This is a genomic window from Streptomyces sp. CT34 (genome assembly GCF_000805335.1).
Lineage (GTDB): Bacteria > Actinomycetota > Actinomycetes > Streptomycetales > Streptomycetaceae > Streptomyces.
Genome location: NZ_KN708638.1, coordinates 157,832 through 181,966 on the forward strand (window position 1 = coordinate 157,832; position 24,135 = coordinate 181,966).

Consider the following 24,135-nt stretch of genomic DNA (forward strand, 5'->3'; position numbering starts at 1 on the left):
GCGCGGCCCACGGCACGACGAACCGGGCGCGACGATCGCCGCCGAGTTCGAGCGCCGGGCGGCGGACCGACCGGACGCACGGGCGCTGGTGTGCGGCGGGGACGCGCTCACCTTCGCCGAGTTGGACGCCCGCGCCAACCGGCTGGCCCGGCTGCTGCTGGCCCACGGCGCCCGGCCCGGCCGGCCGGTCGCGGTCGCGCTGCCGCGGTCGCTCGACACCGTCGCCGTGCTGCTGGCCACCGCCAAGGCCGGCGCGGTCTACCTGCCGGTGGACGTCGAGTACCCGGCCGAGCGGATCGCGTACCTGCTAAAGGACTCCCGGCCCGCGCTGGTCGTCAGCACCGCGGCGGTGGCGCCGCGCACCGACGGTGCGGTTCCGGTGGTGCTGCTGGACGAGGAGTCCGCACGGCTCGACGGGCTCGCGGGCACCCCGCCGTCCACCGCGGAACGCCCCGCGGTCGCCCCGACCGACCCCGCTTACCTGCTCTACACCTCGGGATCGACCGGCCGCCCCAAGGGCGTCGAGGTGGAGCACGCCTCGCTGACGAACCTGCTGCGTGCCCACCGCGAGGGGCTGTTCGCGTCGGCGTGCCGGGTCGCCGGTCGCGAGGTGCTGCGCGTCGCGCACACCGCGGGCGTGTCCTTCGACGCGTCGTGGGACCCGGTGCTGTGGCTGCTGGACGGGCACGAACTGCACGTGGTCACCGACGACGTCCGCCGCAACCCCGAGGAGCTGCTGGCCTACCTGCGCGACCAGCGGATCGACTCGATCGAGACCACTCCGTCCTACGCGCACCAGCTCGTCGCGATGGGGCTGGTGGACCCCGACCAGCACTACCCGGCCGCGATCGCGCTCGGCGGCGAGGCCGTGGACCAGCGGCTGTGGACCGCGCTCGCGGACATCCCGGACGCGCTGGCGTGGAACCTCTACGGGCCGACCGAGGCCACCGTCGACTCGGTGATCGCGCGGGTGGGCGACCAACCGGCGCCGGTCATCGGCTCGGTGGTCCGCAACGGGCAGGCGTACGTGCTCGACGCGGGCCTGCAGCCGGTCCCGTCCGGCGTCGCCGGCGAGCTGTACCTGGCCGGTGACGGCCTCGCCCGCGGCTACCGCGGACGCGGCGGGCTCACCGCGGAGCGCTTCGTCGCCGACCCGTTCGCCGCCGACGGCAGCCGGATGTACCGCACCGGCGACCTGGTGCGGATGCGCCGGGACGGCACGCTGGAGTTCGTCGGCCGGGTCGACGACCAGGTCAAGGTCCGCGGGTTCCGGGTCGAGCTCGAAGAGGTCTCCGCCGCGGTGTCGTCGGCTCCGGAGGTGGCTTCCGCGGCGGTGATCGTGTCCGAGGATCGGATCCTCGCCTACGTCCTCGCCGAGCCGGGGTCCACCGTGGACCCGGCCGCGGTCCGCGCGCACGCGTCCCAGGCGTTGCCGGACTACATGGTGCCGCGGACGGTGACCGTGCTGAACGAGTTCCCACTGACCCCCAACGGCAAGCTGGACACCGGCGCGCTGCCCGAACCGCACGCCGAGGCCCGCGGCACCGCACCGGGCGCCGGGCCGCGCTCGCCCCGGGAGGACGTGCTGTGCACGTTGTTCGCCGACGCGCTCGAGGTGGACCGGGTCGGTATCCATGACAGCTTCTTCGACCTCGGCGGGCACTCGCTGCTGGCCGGCCGGCTCATCTCCGAGATCGCGAGCACGTTCGGCGTCCGGGTCCCGATCCGGCGGCTGTTCGAGAACCCCACGGTCGCCGGGCTGGCCGCGCACCTGGACGACGGCGGGGAGGACGGCTCGCTGGACGTGTTGCTGCCGCTGCGGTCCGCGGGAAGCCGGCCGCCGCTGTTCTGCGTGCACCCGGTCAGCGCGCTGTCCTGGGGCTACGCCGGTCTGCTGCGGTACCTGCCGACGGACCGGCCGCTGTACGGCCTGCAGTCGCGCAAGCTCACCGAGCCGGACTACACCCCGGCCGGCATCACCGAGATCGCCCACGACTACGTCGCGCAGATCCGCTCGGTCCAGCCGCACGGACCGTACTTCCTGCTGGGCTGGTCGCTGGGCGGGAACATCGCGCACGAGATGGCCGTGCAGCTGGAGGAGTCCGGCGAGCGGGTGGAGTTCCTGGGGCTGCTGGACTCCTACCCGCACGCCTCGGCGGAGGGCCTGGCCACCGCCGGCGAGGCGCAGGTCTTTCGCGCGATGCTGATCAGCGAGGGCCACGAGCTGCCGGACGACTGGTTGCCCGACCGGGCCGACGTCAAGCGTTTCCACCAGGAGGCCGGCAACCCGATGGGCAGCCTGGACGAGGAGTCCATCGACGCGGTGGTGCGGGCCTTCGCCGCCCAGGCCGAGCTGATGTCGACGTTCACGCCAAGGGAGTTCCACGGCGAGACCGTGTTCGTCACCGCGCGCTCCGACGCCGACCACGCCACGCCGCAGGCCCGCGGGTGGGACCGCTACCTGCGCGGTCCCATCGAGCACCACGCCGTGCCCTTCCTCCACGCCCACCTGCTGAAGCCGGGCGCACTCGAACAGATCGGCCCGGTCGTCGCCAAGCACCTCGTCACCGCACAGGACGAGGGCGAACAATCCGGCAAGCCACAAGCCACAACCAGGAGCTGAACCATGGCCAACCGCGTCACCAACCCCTTCGAGTCCGCCGACGGCGAGTACTTCGTGCTGGTCAACCACGAGGACCAGCACTCGCTGTGGCCGGCGTGGATCGACGTTCCACCCGGGTGGACGGTCACCTACGGTCCGGACGAGCGCCGGGCGTGCCTGGACCACGTCGAACGCGTCTGGACCGACATCACCCCGAGGAGCCGGCGTGCGGAGGACGCCGCCTGATGCGGGACGAACCGACCGTACGCGTCCGGGACCTGCGCAAGTCCTTCGCCGGCCAGCCGGCGCTGCGCGGGATCGCCCCGAACATGCGGCCGGCGGCGTGTTCGCGCTGCTCGGCCCGAACGGCGCCGGCAAGACGACGACCGTGCGCATCCTGACCACGCTGCTGCGCCCGGACTCCGGCACAGTCACCGTCGCCGGGCACGACGTGGTGACCCACCCGGACCGGGTCCACGTCGACTCCGGGCAGATCGCGCCGGCCGACGCGGTCAGCCAGCTGAACCTGCGGGCCGTGCGCGTGCTCGACCTCGGGCTGCGCCGCACGACACAGCGGTGGCGACCGCCCTGCGCGACATCTTCGGCAACGCGACACCGCCCGGCCTGCCGCAACCCGACGGCTGGCCGGCCCAACACGCCCCGGCCGAGGGCCGGCGGGTACAGCAGGTATGGAATGTCACCTCGGCCACCAACGCGATCCTGGAACTCGGCGACAAGCTGACCTGTCAGGGCGTTCAGCGGGTGGTCATGGAAGCGACAGGTCCCTACTGGCGGCCCTTCTTCTACCTCTTGCAGACGAGGGGACTGGAGTGTCGGCCGGTCAACGCGCGGTATATGAAGAACGTCCCTGGCCGACCCGAGTCCGACAAACTGGATGCAGTCCGGCTGGCCACGCCGGCCGAACACGGCATGGTCCGGGCCCCGTTCGTCCCGCCGAAGCCCGTCCGGTAGCTGCGGGACCTGACCCGCACCCGGACCGTGTTCGTCCAGGAACGCACCCGGCACAAGCATCGGGTGGACAAGATCCTTCAGGACGCGCAGATCAAGCTTTCCAGCGTGGTCTCGGACCTCTTCGGACTGTCGAGCCGGGCCATGCTCGACGCGCTCGTCGCCGGCGAACGCAATCCCCGGACGCTGGCCGGCCTCGCCCAGGGAGCCTGGTCAAGCAGAAGTCCGCTCTGGTCGAGGCATGGACCGGGCATCTCGATGACCATCACGGCCGCCTGCTGCGCGTGCTACTGGAGACTGTTGATCACCTCACCGCCCAACTCCGTGAGCTGACTTCGCGTCCATCGAGGTGTTCTGCGCCCTGGACGCGGGCAACTTCGAGCTGGACAACTTCTCCCCGCACAAGCACGCCAAGGTGCGAACTCGGGCCGCCGAGAACGATATCGAGCTGGTCTTCCTGCCAACCTGCGGCCCTTGGCTGAACTGGATCGAAGCCGGGTTCGTCGCGCCGTCAGCTCGAGTGCGGATCTGTCAGGCACCTGTTGTCCGGGTCGATGGACCGGACGATCCGGCGGCCGATGTCACGCAATTGCCGCGTCTGTGCTTTGGTCAGCGGATCGAACACGAGCCTGCGCACTTCCTCCACATACCCAGGGGCGGTTTCGACGATCTTGGCCCAGCCTGCATCGGTGAGTGTGGCCAGGGTGTAGCGGCCATCACTCGGGTCGGGCGTGCGGCGCACGCACCCCTTCTTCTCCAGTCGGCCGACCACCTGGGACAGGCGGGAGAGCGATCCATTGGTGAGCGCCGCCAGCTCGCTCATCCGCAGGGTGCGCTCTGGCGCCTCGGACAGGTTCGCCATGACCCCGTACTCGAAGTGGGTGACCCCGGCGTCGCGGTGCAACTGGGCATCCAGGGCGGTCGGCAGCTTGAGCAACAAGCTGGCGAGTGCGAGCCAGGTCCGCATCTCCTCATCGGTGAGCCAGCGGGGCTGCTGCGGCGTCTCCATGCGAGCAGTGTAACTCAATCGTTGAAGTGATCGACTCGACTTTTTAGTTGGCGATTGAAGTAGTTGGCGGCTAGCTTTGACTTAAATGTTGAAGTAATGGAAGGGGTGTGGAGCCCGATGAACATCGTCTTGTGGGTCATTGCGAGTGTGCTCGCGTTCGCGTTTCTCGGTGCCGGGTTGATGAAGATCGGCCAGCCGAAGGAGAAATTGGCTGCTTCCGGCATGGGTTGGGCTGACGATTTCCCGACCGGCACGATCAAGGCCATCGGCGCGCTGGAGGTCGTTGCCGCCGTTGGTCTTATCCTGCCGACTGCCCTGGGAATTGCGCCGGCGCTGGCGCCCGTGGCCGCGCTGGGCCTGGTCGGACTCATGCTGGGTGCCGCGATCACCCACGGCCGGCGCAAGGAGGCTCAGTTCGTCGTGGTGAATCTGGTGCTGCTCGCGCTGGCTGCCGTGGTCGCCTGGGGCCGGTTTGGCCCGTATCCGTCATAGTCATCGATCCGCTCCAGGCCGCTGCCATCGAGCTGGTGGCGTGCGCGAGACCGCCACGTGGATCACACGGGCCGCGCTGTGGCTGAGCATCCGCTGGAGGCCGTCGTTCGTCGACGGAGGGGACGTTGAAGCCCTGACCGATGCGTACGGAAGTCCACGCGCCCCGTGGCCTTGTGCGCGGTGGGGACGGTGACCTTCGCCTTGCCTTCGGGGGACAGGCGGCCCACGGCGGAGAGGATCCGGTCGGGGCCGTAGGTGTCGACGAGCTGGACGATGGCCTTGAGTTCCCGGCCGCCTTCGTCGTGCTCAACGTAGTCCTGCACGGCGGGTCTCCAACACACACCCGCAGGGCGCTTACCGCAGACCTCCCTGGCTACAGGGGAGTTGACAAAGTATAGGAATACAGCCGATCGGCTTCCACGAATCCTGACGGCTCGTAGAGAGCGTTCGCTGCGGTTCGATCCCTCTCGTCTCCGGGTGGGGCGTCGTCGCCCACGTAGAGGATCCCCTCTGTGGCGCCGAGCGCCCTTCAATGGCCACAGGACGGCCCATCGGACAATGGCTGTCCACTGCCACCGCCCGGACGCCCTGTCGCCGGAGCGGGACAACGCACCGGACGCGCCAGGCAGTCCCGACGGCTGGTGAGCGGGCTCAACCAACTCGGTTACCAAGTCACTCTCCCGACCGCCGAAGCTGCCTGAGCTGCGGGAACGGAAGGCGGGACGGGGATTCATATGAGGACGGCGGTGAAGGTGGTAGTGGCGCGCATGAGGGCACGGGGTACGTGGCGCCGTCGAAGCGGACACGCTCCACCTCTGCCTAGAGCGCCGCTGGTCCGAGGTCCTCGGCGACAGCACGAGCGCACCCGTCACACAGCGGACCGAGGACTGCCCCACGCCGATCACTCAAGGGACGGGAGCCACAGGTGACCTGCGTCGGCATGCGCCGATTTCGTACATCACACCCGAGACGGTGTCTGGGGTGGGCGTACGGCTCCAGTGACTGGTACGGAGGGCGCCTGGAGCGTGCCGACGGGATCGGCATGGACGTGCTCGTCCTCGCCTCGCGCATCAGCGCACTGCGCGATCTGCGTTCGGCGGGGAAAGAGGTGCCGTGGGCGCGGCCGACAGTGATCAGCAGGACGTTTAAATGTCCTGTTTGCGCACCTTGTAGTCGCGGTAAATGTCACGAGAAATGCGCGCGCAGAGGAGACGCGTGACGCACCGTACACGGAGCTCACGAGGGGCGACATGGCAGGCGAGACACCTATCCGCAGCGATGACCACTTGCTGACCCCGGACAACGCAGCGGTCGTCGTGATCGACTACCAGCCCGAGCAGATCGGCACGGTCGCTTCTACCGGTCGCGACGAAATGATGCTCAACGCGACAGCCGTCGCCCGCACTGCCACGGCATATCAGCTCCCCCTGGTCCTGACCACCGCAGCAGTCAAGCTCGGCGCCAACACCGGCACCATCCAGGAACTCCGCGACACACTGCCGACGATCGATGAGATCGACCGGACGACATTGAACGCCTGGGAAGACCCGGAGTTTCGCTCCGCCGTCGAAGCAACGGGCCGCAAGAAGATCATCATGATGGGGCTATGGACCGAGGTCTGCGTCGCCTTCCCCGCCCTCGACATGCTCCGCACGGGATACGACGTCTATCCGGTCGCCGACGCCATCGGCGGCGTCAGCCGCGACGCGCATGAGCGGGCGATGCAGCGGATGATCCAGGCGGGGGCCCAACCCGTCACTGCGATCTCGATGGTCGCAGAGCTGCAGCGCGACTGGGGCCGGGCTGGTGCTGACAACCTGCGCAGCATTCTTCGATGGTACTTCCCCCGTCTTCAGGAAATCCGCGCCGGCGCGTAAGACCGGCAATCGAGACCAGCCGAGCGGACAGCCACGATCTATGCCGCCGTGGATCCTGTTGTTGGAGCAACTGCACTGATCAGGTCGACCATGGTCAGAGCGCGGCCCGGGCAGCGACCAGGACGACCTGGTGGAAGTCAGTGCGGTGGCTCAGCACGCCTGCAGGAAACACCAGTCTGCCGGTCATCCAGGCCCAGAGCTGTGGGGTGAGTCTGGAATTCGTGCTCGGCGGGCACTCTTCGACACCGCATACGGAACGAATCAGACACGTCATGAGCAACAAGGAACTGGCCCTGCAGGCTGTCGGCGAACTGTTCGGACAGAAGGACCCCTCCGCGGTGGACCGCTGGGTCACCGCCGACTACCGACAGCACAGCACGCTGGTCACCGAGGGCCCCGAGCCGCTGCGTGACCTGGCGGGCCGGGGACAAGCGGGCCGAGCAGGCAAGAACCTCCTCTACACGACCGTGCACAGGGTTGTCGCCGAGGGTGATTTCGTCCTGCTCCGGTCCGAGGCCAAGTGCGGTGTCCCGGTCGCCTACTGGGGCCTCTTCCGTGTCGCGACGGCAAGGTCGTCGAGCACTGGGACGTCATCGCTCCCATCCCCACCGAACTTCCGTACAATAACGGCGCGTTCTGACCATTCCCCTACACGCGCGGCAACGAACCAACCGACAGAGCAGGGCACATGAGCGAGCTCATATACGCCGGCAAGACCTTCAAGTTCCAACGCACGCGGTGGCAGTAGCCCTCCGGCCGCCCGCCCCGCCCCTGAAGCCACGCCGGCACCGACAGCGACGGCCGGATGACCTGCCACTCCGCCTCCGTCAGGTCCGAGCCGTAACACCGCACGCGGTCGGGCCCGTCCGCCGCGTTGCCGAACCTGTGCGCGAGACAGTCACACGACGGGGACGGCGAGTTGGACTCCACACATGCCAGCACGAAAGATCTGTGACAACAGGGCCTCTTGGTGCTGCTCGGTTCGGATCGCAACCCCGAGCCACCAAGAGGCCCTGCTGTCATGCCCCGATCGCCACCAGATCACACGAAGGGGAACCCGTTCGACTAGTCAAGCCCATCGAGCGGTGAGCCGATGGCTTCTCAGAAGTCGACTACTTCCGGCGTCGAAGGTGCTCACCTGCTGGCGGCCACAGCACCGGGTCTCTCCGACCCGGCAAGTCCCATTAGGCGGCGAGGCCGCTTGTGATCGCGGAGGCGATCTCGACTACGCGCTTGGCCTGGTGGCGGGCAGCGTTGCGGGTCTGCTCGCCGATGGCGTTGTTGCCCTGGGCATCGACATGGGACGTGCCGTACGGGTTGCCGTCGGCGAACTTCACTGCGTCGGTGTAGCCGGGAGAGGCGATCAGGCCGCCGAAGTGGTGGATGGAGTTGTACAGCGCCAGCAGTGTGGACTCCTGGCCGCCATGCGTGGTGGCCGTGGTGACGAATCCGCTGTAGACCTTGTTGGCCAACTTGCCCTGGGTCCACAGACCGCCGAGGGTGTCGATGAACTGCTTCAGTTGGGAGGAGACGTTCCCGAAGCGGGTGGGGGTGCCGAAGATCACCGCGTCGGCCCACTCGACGTCGGCGGGCGTCGCCTCTGGAATGCCAGCGCTGGCGGCGGCGTGCGTGGCCCAGGCTTCGTTGGAGGCGATGGCGGCCTCCGGCGCGAGTTCGGCCACCTTGAGCAGGCGCACGTCGGCGCCGGCCGACGCGGCGGCGCCGGAGATTTCCTTGGCGATCTCGGCACTGAAACCGGTCGAAGAGTAGTAGATGATGGCAAGCTTGACGGGAGTGTGCATGGTTTCGGTCTCCGTTTCCTTGGCGCCTGTGGTGTGATTGCGGCCAAAAATTCGCATGCGAAATCTTCTCTAGGTTTCTCGTATGGGTATCCCTATCTGCGGCGATGGCAGAGGCACCTTCGGGGCAGATGAAGGGTGATCGGTTGCTTCAGGGGTGACATTGCCGCCGCAAGGAGAGGCGTGCTCGAGCCCAATATCCTGGTGGTCGAACTGCCAGGGATGGTCGGAAGACTCTGAGGCCGGAAATACCGGGCGAGAACACGATCTATTTTGTTCACCGGCATCAATTCCCCAGGGGGAGCTGGCAGATATGACGGCCCCATGAGACCGGCTTCGCCTTCCGAAGTGTGTAAGTGTCGGTCCTGCCCGTGGAGGCAGGACCGACACCCGAAGGGGGCTGCCCTTAAGACTCAGTAGCGGGAATGCTCGCAGGAGTGAACGAAGTGCTCATGAATGCCGCTACGCCAGTCGCTCTCGAAGTGGCGATGACCGAGGTCACCGGTGATGCGCGGACAGTGGCGGCAGCTCCCCGGCCCAGGGGTCGACCCAGTGATGACCGAGGTCACCGTGATGCGCGGGCGGCGTCAGCTGCCCCTCGGCCCAGGAGTCGATCGTCACCGGACGTCCCCCGAACATCGACCGACGGCCCTCGCCCCGGCCGTCGAAGCGGTGGTGGTGCTCGCCGCTGTGGCCGTAGATGTGGGACCGGTTGCCGTATCCGTCGTGATAGCGGATACCGATCGACGATTCCTGCCAATTCTCGCCATGGTCGTAGCGCCCGCCGTGGAAGCTGGCGGCCGTCGCGGACTCGACCAGAGTGCCCCGGGCGGGAGCGTGCCCATTGGCCGAAGGGGTGGCCGCCATCGCGGAACTGGGGGCAAGGAGCGCCCCTCCCGCGACCGCCACGGAAGCACTTGCGATCGCGATACGACGCACAAGCTTGTTCACTGTCTTTCCTCCTTTTAACTGTTCCACCTTCCGGTGGCTTGGTGGTCCTGCCGATGTTTTCGACGTTGTTGAAGCTACACATCCCGAGTTGGTTGAACAATAAACTAGCTGGTGGGAAACGTCACAAAGCAGCCGGGAATAGGTGCGCGACACTGCGGTGGTGCCGACCACAGGCCGGAAGAAATGGCATCTCGACGCGGTGTTCGTGAAGGTCAACGGCGAGCGCGCGTGCCTATGGCGGGCCCTCGACCAGGACGGCGACGTGCTCGACATCCTGCTGCTGCCCGGCGCGATGTGAAGACCGCCCGGCGATTCATGGACGCTGGTCACCGACAAGCTGGCAAGTCACGGCACCGCCCGCCGCGAGTTGAACACCGGAGCGGCGGAAGGGAGGGCGGGGAAAAGCCCGCCTGGGCGGGGACTTGGCGGCGGGCGACGTGCAGGCTGCGGGTGAAGGAGATCCGGTCCGGATCCAGTTGCCGTGATCGCGCTGCCTGGTGGGCGAACCGTCGGAGGGCGTGATGCACCAAGAGCATGCCGTGGAGCTCTTGGGCCACGCCCTCCGGCATCTTGGACCGCAGGAGGGAACCCACACCGTTTTGATGAACTTTCAGTTCATCCAGCAAGGATTTCGCTCTCCCATCGCTCCTGGTAGAGCACGGCGAGTTCGCGTGCGGGTACTTGATCGGGATCGAGGATGGTGGTGATCAGCCGGTAGACCCCGTGCTGCCTTCCAGGGTGTACTCGATGGCGCGGACGTGCTCGGGGTCGTGGCACTGGTAGTAGTCCTCAGCGGCGAAGGTCTGCGACAGGTAGGAGCCGTCCTCCAGCTGGCGGCACAGCGGCAGGACCGCGTTGCTCTTGACCCGCCACAGGAGGTCGGCTCCGCTGGTCCTGGCGGCGCGCCAGGGCGGAAGGCAGGGAGGTTCCGGTCGGCCAACACCAGCATTCCCGGCTCCAGTCGGTCCCACAGCTGCCCCACCAGCGCGACCTCGCATGCGGTGCAGTGGCTTCTGCCGGTGGCGGCTGGCGTGTTGGGAGTGGTGGCGCTGGTGACGGGCGCGCCCGCGGGGATTGTGCTGCTTGCCGGCGGTGTCAGTTGGGGTTCCTGGTTGTCGAACCGGGCGCGGGCTGCGGAGGATGCGCGGGCGCTCACGGCCTGGCCACCAGGCTCACCGCGAGCGCCCCGGTCACCGCGCTCGACACCAACGCGGTGATAAGCCGTCCCCGTGGGCCGGTAAGCGCCCTGCCCAGGAGTGCTCCACCCGTGGCCAGGAGCAGCTGCCAGCTTGCGGAGGCGGTGATCACTGCCGCGACGAATGCGGCACGGGCCGACCCGTCGGCATCACCACCGGTGTGCCCGGCCAGCACGAGGGCCGAGAAGTAGACGATGGTCCAAGGGTTGAGGAGAGTCAGGCACATGAAGCCGAGATAGGCACCTCCCGGGCGGCCCAGGGCGGAGGACGGGGCTGCTGGGTCCCGGGCGATGTCCCGTTCACGTATCGCCGTCAGTGCTCCCCGGACCGCCAGGCCCAGCAGGATCGCGCAGGCGATCCAGCGCAGCGGAGCTGTGACGGACTGGACGGCCCGTGAGAGGGCGGCACCGCCGAGCACGGCGAGCGCCGCATAGAGGCCGTCGGCGGTGGCCACGCCGAGCGCCGCCGAGGCGCCCACTCTCAGCGAGGTCCGCGCGGTCACACTCACGAGGAGGACAGCCAGTGCGCCCACGGGCACGGCGAGGGCGTAACCGGCCCATAGGCCCGACAGAAGGGCATCGGTGACGAGTTCGGAGAGGGCCATGCAGGCAGTCTCCGAGGCCGTGATCGTTCGCGTCCATCGAATGTTTTCGCTCACAACCATGCGGTCACGCCGAATGGTTGCATGATCGATCCCCGGCTTCAGACTCTGCGGGTCCTGTACGAGCAAGGCACGGTCACCGCGACCGCCCGCGTTCTGCACCTCACCCCATCCACTGTGTCCCAGCAGCTGAGGCAACTCGCGGCCCAGGTGGGCGTCGAGTTACTGGAACCGGACGGGCGGCGCGTCCGGCTCACGCCTGCCGCACTGGCCCTGATCCGGCACGCCGACGCACTGTTCGCACGCTGGGAACAGGCGAGCGCAGAGCTGGCGGCCTACCGGAAGGAGGAGGCAGGCCGACTGCGGATCACGGGTGTGGCCACGGCCATCACAGCAGTGATAGCGCCCGCCGCCCGGCGCCTACTCGACGAGCATCCGCAGATGAGAGTGGAGGTCGGCGAGGACCACGCCGAGAACCGGTACGACCTACTGCTGACGGAGCGCGCGGACATCGCGGTGGTCATCCCGGCACCTGACGGCCCGGCACAGGGCGATGCGCGCTTTACTCAACTGTCGCTACTGGAGGAACCCCTCGATGTGCTGGTGCCACCCAGGCACCGCTTCGCGGCACGCACGGACGGCATCGACCTGGCGGAAGCCGCCGACGAGACTTGGGTCAGGGCCGGGGACCCGCACGATCAAGAGCAACTACTGACGACGGCGGGCGCGACCGCCGGGTTCACACCTCGGACGGCGCATGCTGCGGTGGACTGGTGTGCGGTGGCCGCTCTGGTCGCACACGGCTTCGGGATAGCGCTGGTGCCGCGCCTCGCGGCGGTTCCGCGAGAGCCGAAGCTGGTACGGGTGCCCCTGCGCGGTGCCCCTGCGCCGGTACGGCGCTTGGTCGCCTGTGTGCGGCGCGGCAGCGAAGAACACCCCCTGATCGCCCGCGGGCTGGCGGCACTGCGCGCGGCTGCCGCCGTTGATGAGGAGCGGCGGGTGGGCATCAGCTTGTGTTAACCAGGGTTTGGCGTCCGACGGTGGCGTGGTGGGGTGGCGCGTTCGGTGGCCGCGGGGATGGTGCTTGCGCCCGCCGCGACAACCAGAACTCGGACCAACACCGCCCAACAGCAACACCAGCCTTGCCAGGGCGCGTATCGGAAGTGGCTTGAGGGACTATCGCTTCGTTAGTCCTGAGGCAGTGTGGTGAGCCAGCGGTCATCCTGGAACTCGGCGGGGACGTCGTCCTCCCACGGATCGATGCCGCGGCGTTCCAGTTCGTCAAACCACCGGTCCCGCTGCGACTCGGGCAGGCGTCGTCCGCACCAGGGATAGAAGTCGATCGTGATGCTCGATGTGCCGCCGTCATGGATGATCAGCCCGTACTCCTGAAACCCGGCGCTGAATTTGATCAGCGCGTCCGGGCAGGCGAAGGGGTCGTCGTGCTGGTCACAGCGCACGTTCACGCGGCTGCTCATCGCCTGGCAGCAGTGGTTGTTCATGGCCTCGGCTTCTTGCTGGTCGGTACTACGCCCACAAGTAGATCACGGACTGTGATGATCACCGGGTGGCACCTGGAGATATGACGGACACGCAGTGGGCCCGGTTCGAGCCCCTGCTACCCAAGAGGGAAGGAAACCGGACGGCCGCCGACCTGGTCCAGGCGGCAGCTGATCGACGGCATACCGTTCCGCACCCGGACTGGCGTTCCGTGGTGGCGGGATGTGCCCGAGCGGTACGGCCCGTGAGGCCGGGTGTGCTGCCTGCTCCGCCGCTGGCAGCGCAACGGCACATGGAAGGGGCTCCTATCCAACTGCAGGCCGACGCGGACGCGAAGAGCCTGACCACTTGGAACGAGTCGGTGGCCGTGGACCGCGCCCGCCGGCACGCCGCCGGGGCGCCGCCGCACAGCGCCGTTGCGCGCAAAACCCAGCACGGGTCGAGGGGAGCCGTCGGCATGCTGCGGAGAGGTAGCTCGCATCCCTTCCCACCATGGACCTCAACCTGACTGCGGAGGAGGAAGCGCTCGTCTTTCATCTGGCCGCCCTCCTCCGCTCCGGCCGATCCCCCACCAACGACGACTTGGCGGACGAGCTGGGCGACGAGGTCCGCCCGCTGCTGCAATCGCTCCTTGAGAAGGGCTGGCTCACCGTCAACGAGAAGCGGGAACTGACCTTGTCGGTGATCGCGCGGCTGCGGTGTCCAGTCGGAAGGAAGTGGCAGGGCCTCAGTCGACCGACACGAAGCGCGCACAAACGACAGCCCCGCTCATGCCCCGTAGACCAAGACCCGAGCAGGGTCGGCGGCGACGAAGCTAACTGAGGCTTGGTGCGCCTTCTCGGCTGCGGCGGGCCCGGGCTTGGTGGCGTCGGCGCCAGATAGACCAGTGTCGTCGGTGCGCAAGGTCGTGGACGGGTCGACCGAGCAGGGCGGTGAACAGGCGCTTGATCTCGTTGCAGGTGAGCGGGATCAGCCCTTGAACATCCTTCCAGCTCGCATCACGGCTCGGATGTCGAGCAGAGTCTCCAGATGCTGCAGCGGATTACCGGCTACCGCGATGAGGTCGGCGTCGTAGCCGACGGCGATCCTTCCTTTGCGATCGGCCAGCCCGCATGCCTGCGCGGCAACGGAGGTGGCCGAAGCCAAGGCTTCGGTGTTGGTGAGGCCGAGAGAGCCGAAGTGGATGATCCCGTACGGGAGCACGCCGTGGGGCTTACGGGGACCGGCACCGGCATCGGAGCAGCACACCAGCCGCGCTCCTTCGCGGTGCATCCGTGCGAAATTCGCGCTGCGCTGCTCGACACGCTCGGCCATGTGCGGTGCGACCATCGAGCCTGTCGGCAGCCATGCTTCGGTGGCGCCGATGAAGATGCCTGCCTCCACCACGGCCCCGACGGTCTTCCAGTCGGGTTCGACACCGTCCTCGGTGAAGAAGGAGGCGTGCTCCAGGCCGTCGACGCCGGCTGCGACGGCATCAGCCATCCCCTGCCGGCCGTGTGCATGTGCGGTGACCGGCCTGCCGTGCGCATGGGCGGCCCGGGTCACCGCGGCCAGTTCGTCGCGTGTGTACTGCGACTGATGCGGCCCCCATCCAGGCGTGGTCACACCACCGGTCGCCATGACCTTGACCACGTCGACGCCGCGAGCGACGCGCTCCCCGACCGCGGCCTCCACAGCCGCGATGCCGTCGGCTTCGCCTCCCAAGAACCAGCAGTGTCCGCCAGTTCGCGTGATGGGAGGCCCGGCGGCAACAACCTCCGGGCCCATCTCCATGCCTGCCGTGTAGCGGTCACGGATCGACAGGGCAAGAAAGCGACGATCGCCGAGGTCCCGTACGGTCGTGACGCCCGCCCGCAGTTGCTGCCCCGCGTGGAAGCCCATGCGCGTCAGGGTGATGTGGTCACTTTCATCCGCCATCGCCTGCTTCGACCTGTCGTCGGGGTCGAAGGCGAGGTGCACGTGGGAGTCGATGAGCCCGGGCAACAGCGTGACGTCGCCGAGATCCAGAACGCGCAGATCCGCGGAGGGAACTGTTCCCGTCATATCGACACCGGCAATGCGCGAACCCTCGATGAGCACCAGCGGGCGCCCCGCTCGCAATGCGTACCCGTCGAACAGCCGCGCCGCGCGGACCGCCCAGATCCGCTGGCCCTGTATGTGTTGTTGATCGCCGCTGACAATCACCCGGCTGTGTCTCCTCACCACTCAGTAACTGCTCATACCCCAGCCGCAGTTCGCGATCTTGCCGATGGGGTGGCAGACCGACACTAGGTCACGGGACAGCCCACGGACAGGTCCGCTCAGGAGGAGGCAAAGGCACCGTTGGCCCATGAGCCCCTGGACACCCGGCTCAGCTCGTCCGGAGTCATTGTCAAGAGCTGTGGACGAGTTGAGGTGGCTCAGGGAGCGCGAGCCGCCGGCCCCGGAACGGACCGGCGGCTACTGGGCGGGTGGGCGCGGTGCGCCTAAGCCGATGCGAAGGTCAGCGTCGCCGGGCCCGTCTGGTTCTTCACTCCCGCGCCGCTGCACGCAGTGGCGTTCAGCTCGGGCAGTGTGACCGTGCGGGTGGCCTTGTCGCCCTTGCCGAAACCGTCGGTGACCTGGCCGGTCGCGGTGACCTGGGTGCTGCCGTCGGCCAGTCTCGCGACCGCCACCGTGGTGAAGGTGACGGTCGACTTCTTGTCGTTGTTCCACTCGTAGGTGACCACGTCGGTGACGCTTCCCGGCTGGTTGATGGTGGTGCAGGACGCGTTCTCCGTGATGGAGAAGGAGCCCTTGCCGGAGGCGATTCCGGCGGGGTTGGGCAGGCAGGAGGTGTAAGTCTCGGTGATCTGCACCTTGGTCGACTGGGTAGTGTTGGTCAGCGGTGGTTTGTAGGTGGCGGTCTGCGAGCCGCTGCACGACAGGTCGAGCCCGGTGGCGTGTGCCTCGGCAGGGACGAGGAGTCCGCTGCCCGCGAGGGTGAGGGCTGCGGCGGTGCAGGCGGTCCGGCAACGTATGCTGGTGAACACGGAGCCTCCCTGGGCTCGTTGGGTATTGCGGACAGAGCCCATTAGCGAGCCGTTTCGGCCATCTGGCCAGACCTCGACGGCACCGAGAGAGGGCGCACCGTAGCGGTCCGGGGCGCCAGCCCGGCGTCGCGCTTCAGGGCAGTTACTGCGTTGGCTTATAGATCAGTTGAGTGGCTCAGGCCGCGCTGAGCTCGGGTCGCTCGACGAGTTGACCGTGTTCGAAGCGGGCTCCGGCGCGGACGAGGGCGACGAGATGAGGTGCGTGCACGGCCCGCCACCGCTGCTGGACGGACTCGACGGAGTGGCTGTTACCGGCACATTCGAAGCGGCCGGGGCGGCGGGGAAAACGGTTCGCGATGCGAGTGGAGCGGGAAACGGCCGCACCGGCAGACCTGCTCATGTTCCTCACCCGTGCGTCCGCCAGCTTCCAAGAATCGCGCACGTGCTGGGGGGGGATCAACTGCATACGCAGGTTTCAGCGGAAGTCAGCGGCATGGTCGCAGACCCATGCACGGTAGGTACGTGCAGGTGTGCCGGTGACTGCTTCGACTGTGTGGGTAATGGTCGGGCGAGGGGCGGCGAGCATGTCGGCGTAGCCGTCGAGGAGGGGTTCCACGAACGTGTCGGGGAAGCTGTCGTCGGCCAGGAGTCGGCGGCGTGCTGCCTCGCGAGAAAGCTCAACCCACTGGAGTGGGCGGCCCAGTACCTGGCCGATGGTTCGCACTTGCTCTGCCTGGGTGAGGACTTCGGGGCCGGTCAGGTGATAAGTGGCGCGGTCGTGCCCGTCTTCGGTGAGCGCGCGCACGGCCACTGCGGCGATGTCCGCCTCATGGAGGAGCGCCATGGGCACGGCCCCGTACGCGCCGTGCACGACATCACCGGCTCGAAGCTGATCGGCCCACCACAAGGTGTTCGCGGCGAAGGTGCTCGGGCGAAGGTAGGTCCAGGAGAGCGCGGACTGCTCGATGAGCTGTTCCACGCGCGCATGCGACCGACCCACGGGATGGTGCTGCTGCTCGGGGAGGAACCCATCCTGGACAGCGCCGGAGGACAGGAAGACCACGCGACGGGCGTGGTGCTTGATGGTGTCCACGACGACGACGGCAGGCTCGGCGCTGTGGAAGGGCCACATCAGGAACACCACATCCGCTCCGGCCACCGCCGCCTCCAGTGCCACCGGGTCGCTCAGGTCGCCCTGCCGCACGTCGACTTGGCTGGGCAGGCCGGCCCCGGCCGGCGTGCGGGTCAGTGCCCGCACCGTGCCGGAACGTGCGGCCAGGAGTTGGGAGACCACCTGTCGGCCCACGTTCCCGCTCGCCCCTGTGACCAGGATGGTGCTGTTGTGTGTCATCGAATCCCTCCGCCCTCGGCTCCCCTCACTCTTATCGGACGGGGGCGAAGTCTCCAGTCGGCACCACATCGTTGCAAAGATCCGGCATGAACTAGTCTTGAATGATGGAAACCGTCACTCTCGATGGCGTCGATCGAGGTCTGATCCACGCACTGCGGATCAACGGGCGGGTGCCGTTCCGCACCTTCGCGGAAGTACTCGGCGTGTCGGAGAACACGGTGGCCCGTCGCTACCGACGGCTGCGGTCGTCCGGCCTGCTGCGGGTCGTGGGAGCGGTCAACGGCGCGCGCCTCGGCCACACCTCGTGGACTCTGCGAGTGCAGTGCACCCCTGACGGAGCCGGAGCCATCGCAAGCGCGCTCGCAGCGCGGCCCGACACTGCCTACGTGTACCTGCTCTCCGGGGGAACGGAGGTATCGTGCAACGTCCAAACCCCGAACGCCGATGAGCGTGACGCCCTGCTCCTGGACAAACTCCCCCGTACCAGCCGCGTCACCGCAGTCTCCGCGCACCTGCTCCTCCGCGCGACGGTGTTGCCGGGCACCTGGGCCGGCGCGGCCTCGCTCACCGAAGAACAGGTCCACACCCTCGGCCCCGCCGCCACTTCGGCGACCACCGAGGCGATCACTCTCGACGATCAGGACCGAGCCATGCTGGAGATCCTGGCCCGCGACGGACGGACCGGCTATTCCGAGCTCGCCCTGGCCACAGGCACCGCAGAGTCCACCGTCAAGCGCCGTGTGGACGCGCTGCGCCACGCCGGAGTACTCACATTCACGACGGACATCGCGCCGTCCGCGCTGGGTTTTCCCACCGAAGCACGACTGTGGATGTCGGTACGGCCATCCCAACTGGCCGACGTCGCACGCCGGATGGCCAGCCATCCCGAAGTCTCCTTCGCTGCCATGACCACCGGTCCCAGCAATCTCGTCGCCGCAGTGAACTGCCGTGACACCGAGGACCTGTGCCGCTATCTCACCGAACGCGTAGCTGCGCTCGATGCCATCCACGCCATCGAGACCGCCCCCGTCATCCGCACCCTCAAACGCGCTGCAGCCTGCGTCCTCACACCCCGCTGACCCGCATCCCACCACGCACGACAGCGGCGCCCACCGAGCTGCCGAACAAGAAGCACCCGCATACCAATTCAGATCCTGATCAACCATGGCGCAACCTCCGATTGAGCCTGCGCCCTAGTACGGCCGACGAGCGGGGATGACCATTGTTCTCAAAGAGCGCCAACAACCCGCGAACTCGAAATGGCCGTACAGCCGAGGTTGCCCGGCCGTAAGCGTGCGGACATTCAAGCCGCGATGCGCGCCGACAGAACACGCATCGCGTACGGGTGCGCGATCACCTGGTCAGCGAACCGCAGACACAGCCACGGAGGCGGAATCCCGCCAACACGCGACACGCAGACGCGAAAGCCCGGCGCCAGGGAGAGTGGCGGCCACCAGTCGGGACCGTCACCGCCCTACGCACAGCCGCCCACGCGATCCTCCGCAACCACCAACACCGCCCCAAGCCCCCGCCCACCCCAGTAGGGCACAGCAGCCACCACAAAGTCCCCGACACACCATGGTCGGATGGCTCTTCAAGTCGCATTCCGGGCTCAGAACGAGCCTGTATATGCTGCGACATGACGAAACCTCACTGAGAGTACTCCTCCACATTTTCCGCAAGGCCCGACGGTCAGGCTGGTCTCTTCTTGAGTCCCCCGCACAGCGGTCCGCTCGGCGGCCTCGCCGGCCTCGACCTTGCCCGCCGGGAACTGCCGGCGCAGATCGCCTTCTTCGACCCTAGGGCGTGTATCGAATGCGCCGGTCGCCAGCGCGACACCGTCGGCGGACGATCCAAAATCACGTGCGACCTTCGCCTGGTCATGCTGGGGTTGTTCGCTGTGAATGCTCATTTCCTCGATGAAGCCGACTTGATGGACAGGATGGAACGGAACCTGGCGGAGCATGCCTGTCACCTGCATCGAAGCATGACCGGTGCGGCCGTCACAGAGACTGGTGACCTCTTGGTCGCCGACAGCGGCCTGGACGACGACACTTTCAACATCGTTGCCGCAGCCCGCTTCGCCGCCGCCACCGCACCGGCACGTATCACCGAAACTGCTCAGACGCTGGCTCGCACCGGCCGCCGCTTCTCCTGGTGGGTGGGGCCTGCCTCGACACCACTGGACCTCGCCGCCCGTCTGACGGCCGCCGGTCTGCCGGCGTCCGAACGCGAGACGGCCATGTGGGCCGAGCTGGACGACACCCTGCCACTGCCCGCCGCCCAAGGACTGGACATCCAGACGGTGGCCACACCCGAACGGCTCGCCGACTACGCCTCGGTTCTCGCTGCGAACTGGGACCCGCCTGCTGACACCGTCCGCCGCTTCTTCGCCCAGGCCGCCCCGCAGGCACTGGCCGCGCACTGCCCGGCCCGGTACCTGGTCGGCTACGTGGGGGGCCGTCCGGTCTGTTCGGCCGAAGTGTTTCATCACGCGGGGGTTGCCGGGATCTACAACATCTGCACTCTGGCCACCCACCGCCGACGTGGCTACGGCGGTGCCATCACGCTCGCGGCACTCCGCACGGCCCGCGACCGAGATCACCGCATCGCGGTCTTGCAGGCGTCCGCCGACGGCGAGCCCGTCTACCGCCGCCTGGGGTTCCGCTCCTGTGGCCAGTTCACCGAACACACCATCAACCCCTGACCCGCTTAAACTCCGCTGGCCCTCTGCCCGCTTTTCCTGACAGCGCTGGTCACAGCCACTCGTTGATGGCCGCAACGAGGACAGTGGCCTCGTAGCGGACCGCGAGCTTGTCGTATCTCGTGGCCACAGCGCGGTGCCTTTTGAGGCGATCAATACCGCACTCGACAGCGTGCCGAGCCTTGTAGTCCTCGGCGTCGAACTTGGGCGGCAGGCCAGCAAGCGAGCCGAGATTCCTGCGGTTGCGAGCTTGGTCCGCCTTGTGCGGGATGGTGCAGCGGATACCGCGTCAGCGCAGGTAGGCACGGTTGCAACTCGGCGAAGATCCGCTGCCAGGTGCCGTCCCGCTGCCAGCGGCGGAACAGGTCGTACACCCGGACCCAGGGCCCATACCGCTCCGACACATGCCGCCACGGGACGCCGGTGCGGGTACGAAACCGTATGCCGTCGATCAGCTGCCGCCTGGTCGATATCGGCGGACGGCCCGGCTTCCTGCCCCTGGGCAACACCGGCTCCATGCGGGCCCATTGCGTATCCGTCAGGTCTCCACGCGCCACAGAACCAGATCATCTCACCTCAAGATCCACTTCCGATACACGCCCTAGTTCACAGACGTGTGGGGCTCCCCACCAGCCTGTGACCGGCGGGGGAGCCCGATGGTTTGATCGAGTCGGGAGATGGTCAGCAGACCGGGGGGTCGGGGGTCCCCCAGTCGCGCAACACCTGGTTCGGCTGCCATACCCAGCCGGCGGCTTCGGGGGCGTTGAGGTTCCACCAATTGCCGTCGGGAGTTTGGCAGTTGATTGTGACTGGCTGGCCGTTCCGGCCTTTGCCCACGATCGCTCCGTCGGGAGCTGCCAGGATGTCGGCGTCTGCGATGAAGCGCCCGGGCACTCCTGCCGCGGCTTGGGCCGCCTGTGCCTGCGGGGACAGGAGCGTTCCTCCGACGAAAGCAACGGACAGGCCAACCAGTGTCAGCTTTGAAGCGAGTTTACGCACTAGATCTCCATGGCTGGAGGCGATACTCGTGAATACTGGAATATCGCATGGTCAATTCCCGATGCACGCTAGTAGGCGGCGATGAAATTCCGGTATAACGGTCCGCAGACCATGGCGTCGGCTCGATCCTGAAAGTGCTACGGGTCTGTGGGCCTCGGACGTGGACCGGGCGGCCCGACAGATAGACGACGTCGCCCTCGCGAAAGGCTCCCGTATACGCGCCCAGATAGGACCGCATCTGCGTGATCCGACGGGCGAATTCGGCCGATTCGTCGATCGTGGACCCGCGGACGGTATCCACCGCGATCCCGTACACAGCCGATGCCGCGAGGCCCTCGGTATGGTCAGTCACCCGAGCCGGCACACTGATCGCACCGACCTCCTGGGCAACAACTCCGGCCAGCGTCCCGGCTCCGGCTTCGCGCAGCGGCTCGCAGCTGATATGCGTGCCGGCCCCGGTCCGTGAGCCCCTGCAGCTTGCGCGACTCCTGCTGTATCAGCGCGCCGAACGAGCTGCCCACCATGTAATTGGGCGAAATGGGAGTACGTCTCATCACGAATCGACAAGCTCAAGGAGGGCGGAAGATGAACTTTTGGCAAGCCATTACAGGCAGCGATCTCACAACCGAATGGAAGGCGTTCGAAGCCCGGGCCGGGGCTTGCCGGCCGACTACCGGGCGGCGTGGGATCAGATCAAGGTTCACCTCTCCCCGTACTCGTGCTTGAAACGACGTCGCTGCCTTCCGTGACGACCTGGTCAAGGACTCGCGCACCTGCGCGGACATGTATCAGGCTTCCATCAGCGGGGAATCCGGCACGGCCGAGTAGTAACACCCGTCGTTGTCATACCAGTAGGCGTAAGCCCGAACGACCCCTGGCAAGCCGAGTAGCCTGCCGGCGCGTCGGCAAATCCGCGCTTGGCTAGTGGGCTGCGAGCCTCTCCACCAGACCAATCCCCCGCGCCAGCAACTCCCGCTCCTCCCCCGTCAATTCCGCCTCAATCGCCCGCGCAAGCCAATCCGCCCTGCGCCCCCGCTCCTCCTCCAGCAGCGCCTGCCCCGCAGAGGAGAGCTCGACCAGGCTCTTACGGCCGTCGGTCGGATGCGCCCGGCGCGTGATCAGCCCCTGCTCCATGAGCAGCCCAACGGCTCGGGCCATGGACTGGGGGCGCACCCGCTGATCGGCCGCCAGTTCGCTGGTCGTCATCGCACCGCTGCGGTCCAGCGCACCGAGGACGGCCACCTGACCGAGCGGCATCTGGTCCTCGAGCTTCACGCGCCGCGTGAGCTTTCCCATCGCGGTGCGCAGTTCGGCCGCGACGGCGGCGGATTCCGGAAGGGGCATACCGAATTTTAACGCAGCACAGCTGCACAGCAGAACTGAACAGAAGACTGTACAGCAAGACTGAACAGCGAAACTAAACAGCACAACTGCACAGCATTGCTGTAGAGTGTCCTGCGCCGGGTCCAGCGCCACCGTCGCCGCAGCCGGACCCCGGCACACATGCGACAACGGGAAGGACTCCCATGACCGCCATCACCTCCGTGACCGGCCGCCGCGTCCTCGACAGCAGGGGCAACCCCACCGTCGAAGTGGACGTGGAACTGGCGGACGGATCCATCGGCCGGGCCGCAGTCCCCTCCGGTGCCTCAACCGGCGCCCGCGAGGCCGTCGAGCTCCGCGACGGCAACCCGGCCCGCTGGCACGGCAAGGGCGTCGACCACGCGGTCCGCCACGTCAACACGGAGCTCGCCACCGCCGTCACCGGCCGCGAGGCCGAGGACCAGGCCGGCCTCGACGCCGCCCTCGTCGCCACGGACGGCACCCCCACCAAGTCCAGGCTCGGCGCCAACGCGATCCTCGGGGTCTCCCTGGCCACCGCCAAGGCCGCAGCCGCCGCCCACCGCCTGCCGCTCTACCGCTACCTCGGCGGCTCCGACGCCCGGCTGCTGCCCGTACCGATGATGAACATCGTCAACGGGGGCGCGCACGCCGACAATCCCCTGGACTTCCAGGAGTTCATGATCGCCCCGATCGGCGCGCAGACCTTCGCCGAGGCCGTGCGGATGGGGTCCGAGATCTTCCACACCCTGCGCCGCGACCTTCTCGCCGCCGGGCACTCCACGGGGGTGGGCGACGAGGGCGGCTTCGCACCCGCCCTGCGCACCGCCGAGGAGGCCCTCGACTTCGTGGTGACCGCCGTCGAGCGCACGGGATATCGGCCGGGCACGGACATCGGCCTGGTCATGGACCCGGCGTCGTCCGAGTTCTTCCGCGAAGGCGTCTACGACTACACCGGGGAAGGGACACGGCGCACACCCGCCGAACACGCCGACTACCTGGTCAAGTTGATCGACGCCTACCCCATCGTGTCGATCGAGGACCCGATGGCCGAGGACGACCTGACGGGGTGGCGGGACCTGACCGCACGGGTCGGTGCGCGCTGCCAGCTCACCGGTGACGACGTGTTCTGCACGAACGAGACCCTCCTGCGCGAGGGCATCGGCTCCGGCGTCGCCAACTCGGTCCTGGTGAAGGTCAATCAGATCGGCACCCTGACCGAGTCCCTGGCCACCGTCAACGCCGCCCACCGGGCGGGCTACACCGTCGTCATGTCGCACCGCTCGGGAGAGACGGAGGACACGACGATCGCGGACCTGGCGGTGGCCACGGGCTGCGGCCAGATCAAGACCGGATCACTGTCCCGCTCCGACCGCACCGCCAAGTACAACCAACTCATCCGCATCGAGGAGCAGTTGGGCGACAGCGCCCAGTACGCAGGCACGGAAGCGTTGCGCCGCTAGGGCCTGTCGGCGGATCATGCCTGGGCCGCGGAGTCTGGCACGCCCGTCTGCGGCGTTGTCCTCAAACTTCCCCACGCTCTCGACTTCGTTCGAGCAGGGGAGACCGCATCGACCCCACTTACCACCACCGATCAGAGCCGGCTCCCAGAGCCACCATGATCCGCCGCGAGAGGTAGTAGTGCCTGGTCAGGTTCACTCACCGGTGGGTGTGTCCGTTTGATCAGGTGTGTTGTTGACCGGGTGTGTCAGGTGGGGAGTTGGCCGCGGTCC

General features: G+C 67.6%; 27 protein-coding genes and 3 pseudogenes. 15 read left to right on the forward strand and 15 right to left on the reverse strand.

The window, feature by feature from the left end:
* The 5 genes and pseudogenes from RZ84_RS35830 to RZ84_RS00810 all read left to right on the forward strand — a co-directional run.
* The coding region (locus tag RZ84_RS35830) for an amino acid adenylation domain-containing protein (protein WP_198539922.1) at positions 1 to 2,623 on the forward strand (2,623 nt) is incomplete at its 5' end.
* A gap of 3 nt (positions 2,624 to 2,626) precedes the next feature.
* Positions 2,627 to 2,848 carry an MbtH family protein gene (locus tag RZ84_RS00800; protein WP_043262698.1) on the forward strand — a complete coding sequence of 74 codons (222 nt, stop codon included), beginning with the start codon at positions 2,627 to 2,629 and terminating at the stop codon, positions 2,846 to 2,848.
* Positions 2,848 to 3,077, forward strand: a pseudogene (locus RZ84_RS39470) (ATP-binding cassette domain-containing protein); the annotation flags it as partial. The gene RZ84_RS00800 and the pseudogene RZ84_RS39470, both read left to right, overlap by 1 nt.
* A 101-nt stretch (positions 3,078 to 3,178) precedes the next feature.
* Positions 3,179 to 3,574: an IS110 family transposase gene (locus RZ84_RS39475; RefSeq protein WP_052229651.1), complete on the forward strand. Its 396-nt coding sequence runs from the start codon at positions 3,179 to 3,181 to the stop codon at positions 3,572 to 3,574.
* Positions 3,575 to 3,637: 63 nt separating this feature from the next.
* Positions 3,638 to 3,904 carry a hypothetical protein gene (locus RZ84_RS00810; RefSeq protein ID WP_157878721.1) on the forward strand — a complete coding sequence of 89 codons (267 nt, stop codon included), beginning with the start codon at positions 3,638 to 3,640 and terminating at the stop codon, positions 3,902 to 3,904.
* A 178-nt stretch (positions 3,905 to 4,082) separates the two neighbouring features.
* Here RZ84_RS00810 and RZ84_RS00815 read toward each other — a convergent pair whose 3' ends face one another.
* The gene (locus RZ84_RS00815) at positions 4,083 to 4,580 is read right to left on the reverse strand and encodes a MarR family winged helix-turn-helix transcriptional regulator (RefSeq protein WP_043262700.1); all 498 of its coding nucleotides are present in this window, start codon (positions 4,578 to 4,580) and stop codon (positions 4,083 to 4,085) included.
* 117 nt (positions 4,581 to 4,697) lie between these two features.
* On the opposite strand from RZ84_RS00815, the gene RZ84_RS00820 reads away from it, so the two are divergent.
* Positions 4,698 to 5,072, forward strand: coding sequence for a DoxX family protein (locus tag RZ84_RS00820; protein ID WP_043268707.1), 375 nt, complete (start codon positions 4,698 to 4,700; stop codon positions 5,070 to 5,072).
* Positions 5,073 to 5,134: 62 nt separating this feature from the next.
* Here the strand turns inward: RZ84_RS00820 and RZ84_RS00825 are convergent, their stop codons facing one another.
* Positions 5,135 to 5,395: a hypothetical protein gene (locus RZ84_RS00825; protein ID WP_043262701.1), complete on the reverse strand. Its 261-nt coding sequence runs from the start codon at positions 5,393 to 5,395 to the stop codon at positions 5,135 to 5,137.
* A 927-nt stretch (positions 5,396 to 6,322) separates the two neighbouring features.
* On the opposite strand from RZ84_RS00825, the gene RZ84_RS00830 reads away from it, so the two are divergent.
* Positions 6,323 to 6,949 (forward strand): isochorismatase family protein, encoded by a 627-nt coding sequence (locus RZ84_RS00830; protein WP_043262702.1) that lies wholly within the window; start codon positions 6,323 to 6,325, stop codon positions 6,947 to 6,949.
* Between the two features lie 272 nt (positions 6,950 to 7,221).
* Complete coding sequence (locus tag RZ84_RS35840; protein WP_241777484.1) at positions 7,222 to 7,641, forward strand: nuclear transport factor 2 family protein; 420 nt, start codon at positions 7,222 to 7,224, stop codon at positions 7,639 to 7,641.
* 492 nt (positions 7,642 to 8,133) lie between these two features.
* On the opposite strand, the gene wrbA is transcribed toward RZ84_RS35840, so the two are convergent.
* Both wrbA and RZ84_RS00845 read right to left on the reverse strand, forming a co-directional pair.
* A complete protein-coding gene (gene wrbA / locus RZ84_RS00840) occupies positions 8,134 to 8,751 on the reverse strand; it encodes an NAD(P)H:quinone oxidoreductase (RefSeq protein ID WP_043262703.1) in 618 nt (205 codons plus the stop codon).
* A 495-nt stretch (positions 8,752 to 9,246) separates the two neighbouring features.
* Complete coding sequence (locus RZ84_RS00845; protein ID WP_157878722.1) at positions 9,247 to 9,699, reverse strand: hypothetical protein; 453 nt, start codon at positions 9,697 to 9,699, stop codon at positions 9,247 to 9,249.
* Between the two features lie 160 nt (positions 9,700 to 9,859).
* Here RZ84_RS00845 and RZ84_RS35845 point away from each other — a divergent pair, with 160 nt between their 5' ends.
* Positions 9,860 to 9,997: a DDE-type integrase/transposase/recombinase gene (locus tag RZ84_RS35845; protein ID WP_157878723.1), complete on the forward strand. Its 138-nt coding sequence runs from the start codon at positions 9,860 to 9,862 to the stop codon at positions 9,995 to 9,997.
* Between the two features lie 409 nt (positions 9,998 to 10,406).
* On the opposite strand, the gene RZ84_RS38655 is transcribed toward RZ84_RS35845, so the two are convergent.
* Together RZ84_RS38655 and RZ84_RS00850 are read right to left on the reverse strand one after the other, a co-directional pair.
* Positions 10,407 to 10,670 (reverse strand): hypothetical protein, encoded by a 264-nt coding sequence (locus RZ84_RS38655; protein ID WP_157878724.1) that lies wholly within the window; start codon positions 10,668 to 10,670, stop codon positions 10,407 to 10,409.
* Positions 10,671 to 10,851: 181 nt separating this feature from the next.
* The gene (locus RZ84_RS00850; RefSeq protein ID WP_043262705.1) at positions 10,852 to 11,499 is read right to left on the reverse strand and encodes a LysE family transporter; all 648 of its coding nucleotides are present in this window, start codon (positions 11,497 to 11,499) and stop codon (positions 10,852 to 10,854) included.
* Between the two features lie 81 nt (positions 11,500 to 11,580).
* On the opposite strand from RZ84_RS00850, the gene RZ84_RS00855 reads away from it, so the two are divergent.
* Positions 11,581 to 12,516, forward strand: coding sequence for a LysR family transcriptional regulator (locus RZ84_RS00855; RefSeq protein WP_043262706.1), 936 nt, complete (start codon positions 11,581 to 11,583; stop codon positions 12,514 to 12,516).
* Positions 12,517 to 12,683: 167 nt separating this feature from the next.
* On the opposite strand, the gene RZ84_RS00860 is transcribed toward RZ84_RS00855, so the two are convergent.
* Complete coding sequence (locus RZ84_RS00860; RefSeq protein WP_043262707.1) at positions 12,684 to 12,998, reverse strand: DUF6980 family protein; 315 nt, start codon at positions 12,996 to 12,998, stop codon at positions 12,684 to 12,686.
* A gap of 171 nt (positions 12,999 to 13,169) precedes the next feature.
* Here RZ84_RS00860 and RZ84_RS40315 point away from each other — a divergent pair, with 171 nt between their 5' ends.
* Positions 13,170 to 13,244: a hypothetical protein gene (locus RZ84_RS40315; RefSeq protein ID WP_241777994.1), complete on the forward strand. Its 75-nt coding sequence runs from the start codon at positions 13,170 to 13,172 to the stop codon at positions 13,242 to 13,244.
* 244 nt (positions 13,245 to 13,488) lie between these two features.
* Positions 13,489 to 13,818, forward strand: a complete 330-nt coding sequence (locus RZ84_RS39480; protein ID WP_063772643.1) for a hypothetical protein — start codon at positions 13,489 to 13,491, stop codon at positions 13,816 to 13,818.
* A 147-nt stretch (positions 13,819 to 13,965) separates the two neighbouring features.
* On the opposite strand, the gene RZ84_RS00870 is transcribed toward RZ84_RS39480, so the two are convergent.
* The 4 genes and pseudogenes from RZ84_RS00870 to RZ84_RS00880 form a co-directional block, all read right to left on the reverse strand.
* Complete coding sequence (locus RZ84_RS00870; RefSeq protein ID WP_052229652.1) at positions 13,966 to 15,180, reverse strand: metal-dependent hydrolase family protein; 1,215 nt, start codon at positions 15,178 to 15,180, stop codon at positions 13,966 to 13,968.
* Between the two features lie 281 nt (positions 15,181 to 15,461).
* Positions 15,462 to 16,007 carry a hypothetical protein gene (locus RZ84_RS00875; RefSeq protein WP_043262708.1) on the reverse strand — a complete coding sequence of 182 codons (546 nt, stop codon included), beginning with the start codon at positions 16,005 to 16,007 and terminating at the stop codon, positions 15,462 to 15,464.
* 175 nt (positions 16,008 to 16,182) lie between these two features.
* Positions 16,183 to 16,305 (reverse strand): annotated as a pseudogene (locus RZ84_RS37745) (IS256 family transposase); the annotation flags it as partial.
* Positions 16,306 to 16,482: 177 nt separating this feature from the next.
* The gene (locus RZ84_RS00880) at positions 16,483 to 17,358 is read right to left on the reverse strand and encodes an SDR family oxidoreductase (protein ID WP_043262709.1); all 876 of its coding nucleotides are present in this window, start codon (positions 17,356 to 17,358) and stop codon (positions 16,483 to 16,485) included.
* A gap of 104 nt (positions 17,359 to 17,462) precedes the next feature.
* Between RZ84_RS00880 and RZ84_RS00885 the strand changes: the two genes are divergently transcribed.
* Positions 17,463 to 18,437, forward strand: coding sequence for an Lrp/AsnC family transcriptional regulator (locus RZ84_RS00885; protein WP_043268716.1), 975 nt, complete (start codon positions 17,463 to 17,465; stop codon positions 18,435 to 18,437).
* Between the two features lie 533 nt (positions 18,438 to 18,970).
* On the opposite strand, the gene RZ84_RS42440 is transcribed toward RZ84_RS00885, so the two are convergent.
* Complete coding sequence (locus RZ84_RS42440; RefSeq protein WP_347232718.1) at positions 18,971 to 19,339, reverse strand: NUDIX hydrolase; 369 nt, start codon at positions 19,337 to 19,339, stop codon at positions 18,971 to 18,973.
* Here RZ84_RS42440 and RZ84_RS00890 point away from each other — a divergent pair.
* Positions 19,301 to 20,065 (forward strand): GNAT family N-acetyltransferase, encoded by a 765-nt coding sequence (locus RZ84_RS00890; RefSeq protein ID WP_043268718.1) that lies wholly within the window; start codon positions 19,301 to 19,303, stop codon positions 20,063 to 20,065. The genes RZ84_RS42440 and RZ84_RS00890 overlap by 39 nt on opposite strands.
* A 49-nt stretch (positions 20,066 to 20,114) precedes the next feature.
* Here the strand turns inward: RZ84_RS00890 and RZ84_RS35870 are convergent.
* The 3 genes and pseudogenes from RZ84_RS35870 to RZ84_RS00895 form a co-directional block, all read right to left on the reverse strand.
* Positions 20,115 to 20,619: pseudogene (locus RZ84_RS35870) on the reverse strand (transposase).
* Positions 20,620 to 20,743: 124 nt separating this feature from the next.
* Positions 20,744 to 21,061 (reverse strand): SH3 domain-containing protein, encoded by a 318-nt coding sequence (locus RZ84_RS38665; RefSeq protein ID WP_157878726.1) that lies wholly within the window; start codon positions 21,059 to 21,061, stop codon positions 20,744 to 20,746.
* A gap of 921 nt (positions 21,062 to 21,982) precedes the next feature.
* Complete coding sequence (locus RZ84_RS00895; protein WP_043262710.1) at positions 21,983 to 22,405, reverse strand: MarR family winged helix-turn-helix transcriptional regulator; 423 nt, start codon at positions 22,403 to 22,405, stop codon at positions 21,983 to 21,985.
* A 182-nt stretch (positions 22,406 to 22,587) separates the two neighbouring features.
* Between RZ84_RS00895 and eno the strand changes: the two genes are divergently transcribed.
* Positions 22,588 to 23,865 (forward strand): phosphopyruvate hydratase, encoded by a 1,278-nt coding sequence (gene eno / locus RZ84_RS00900; protein ID WP_043262711.1) that lies wholly within the window; start codon positions 22,588 to 22,590, stop codon positions 23,863 to 23,865.
* Positions 23,866 to 24,135 lie beyond the last annotated feature (270 nt).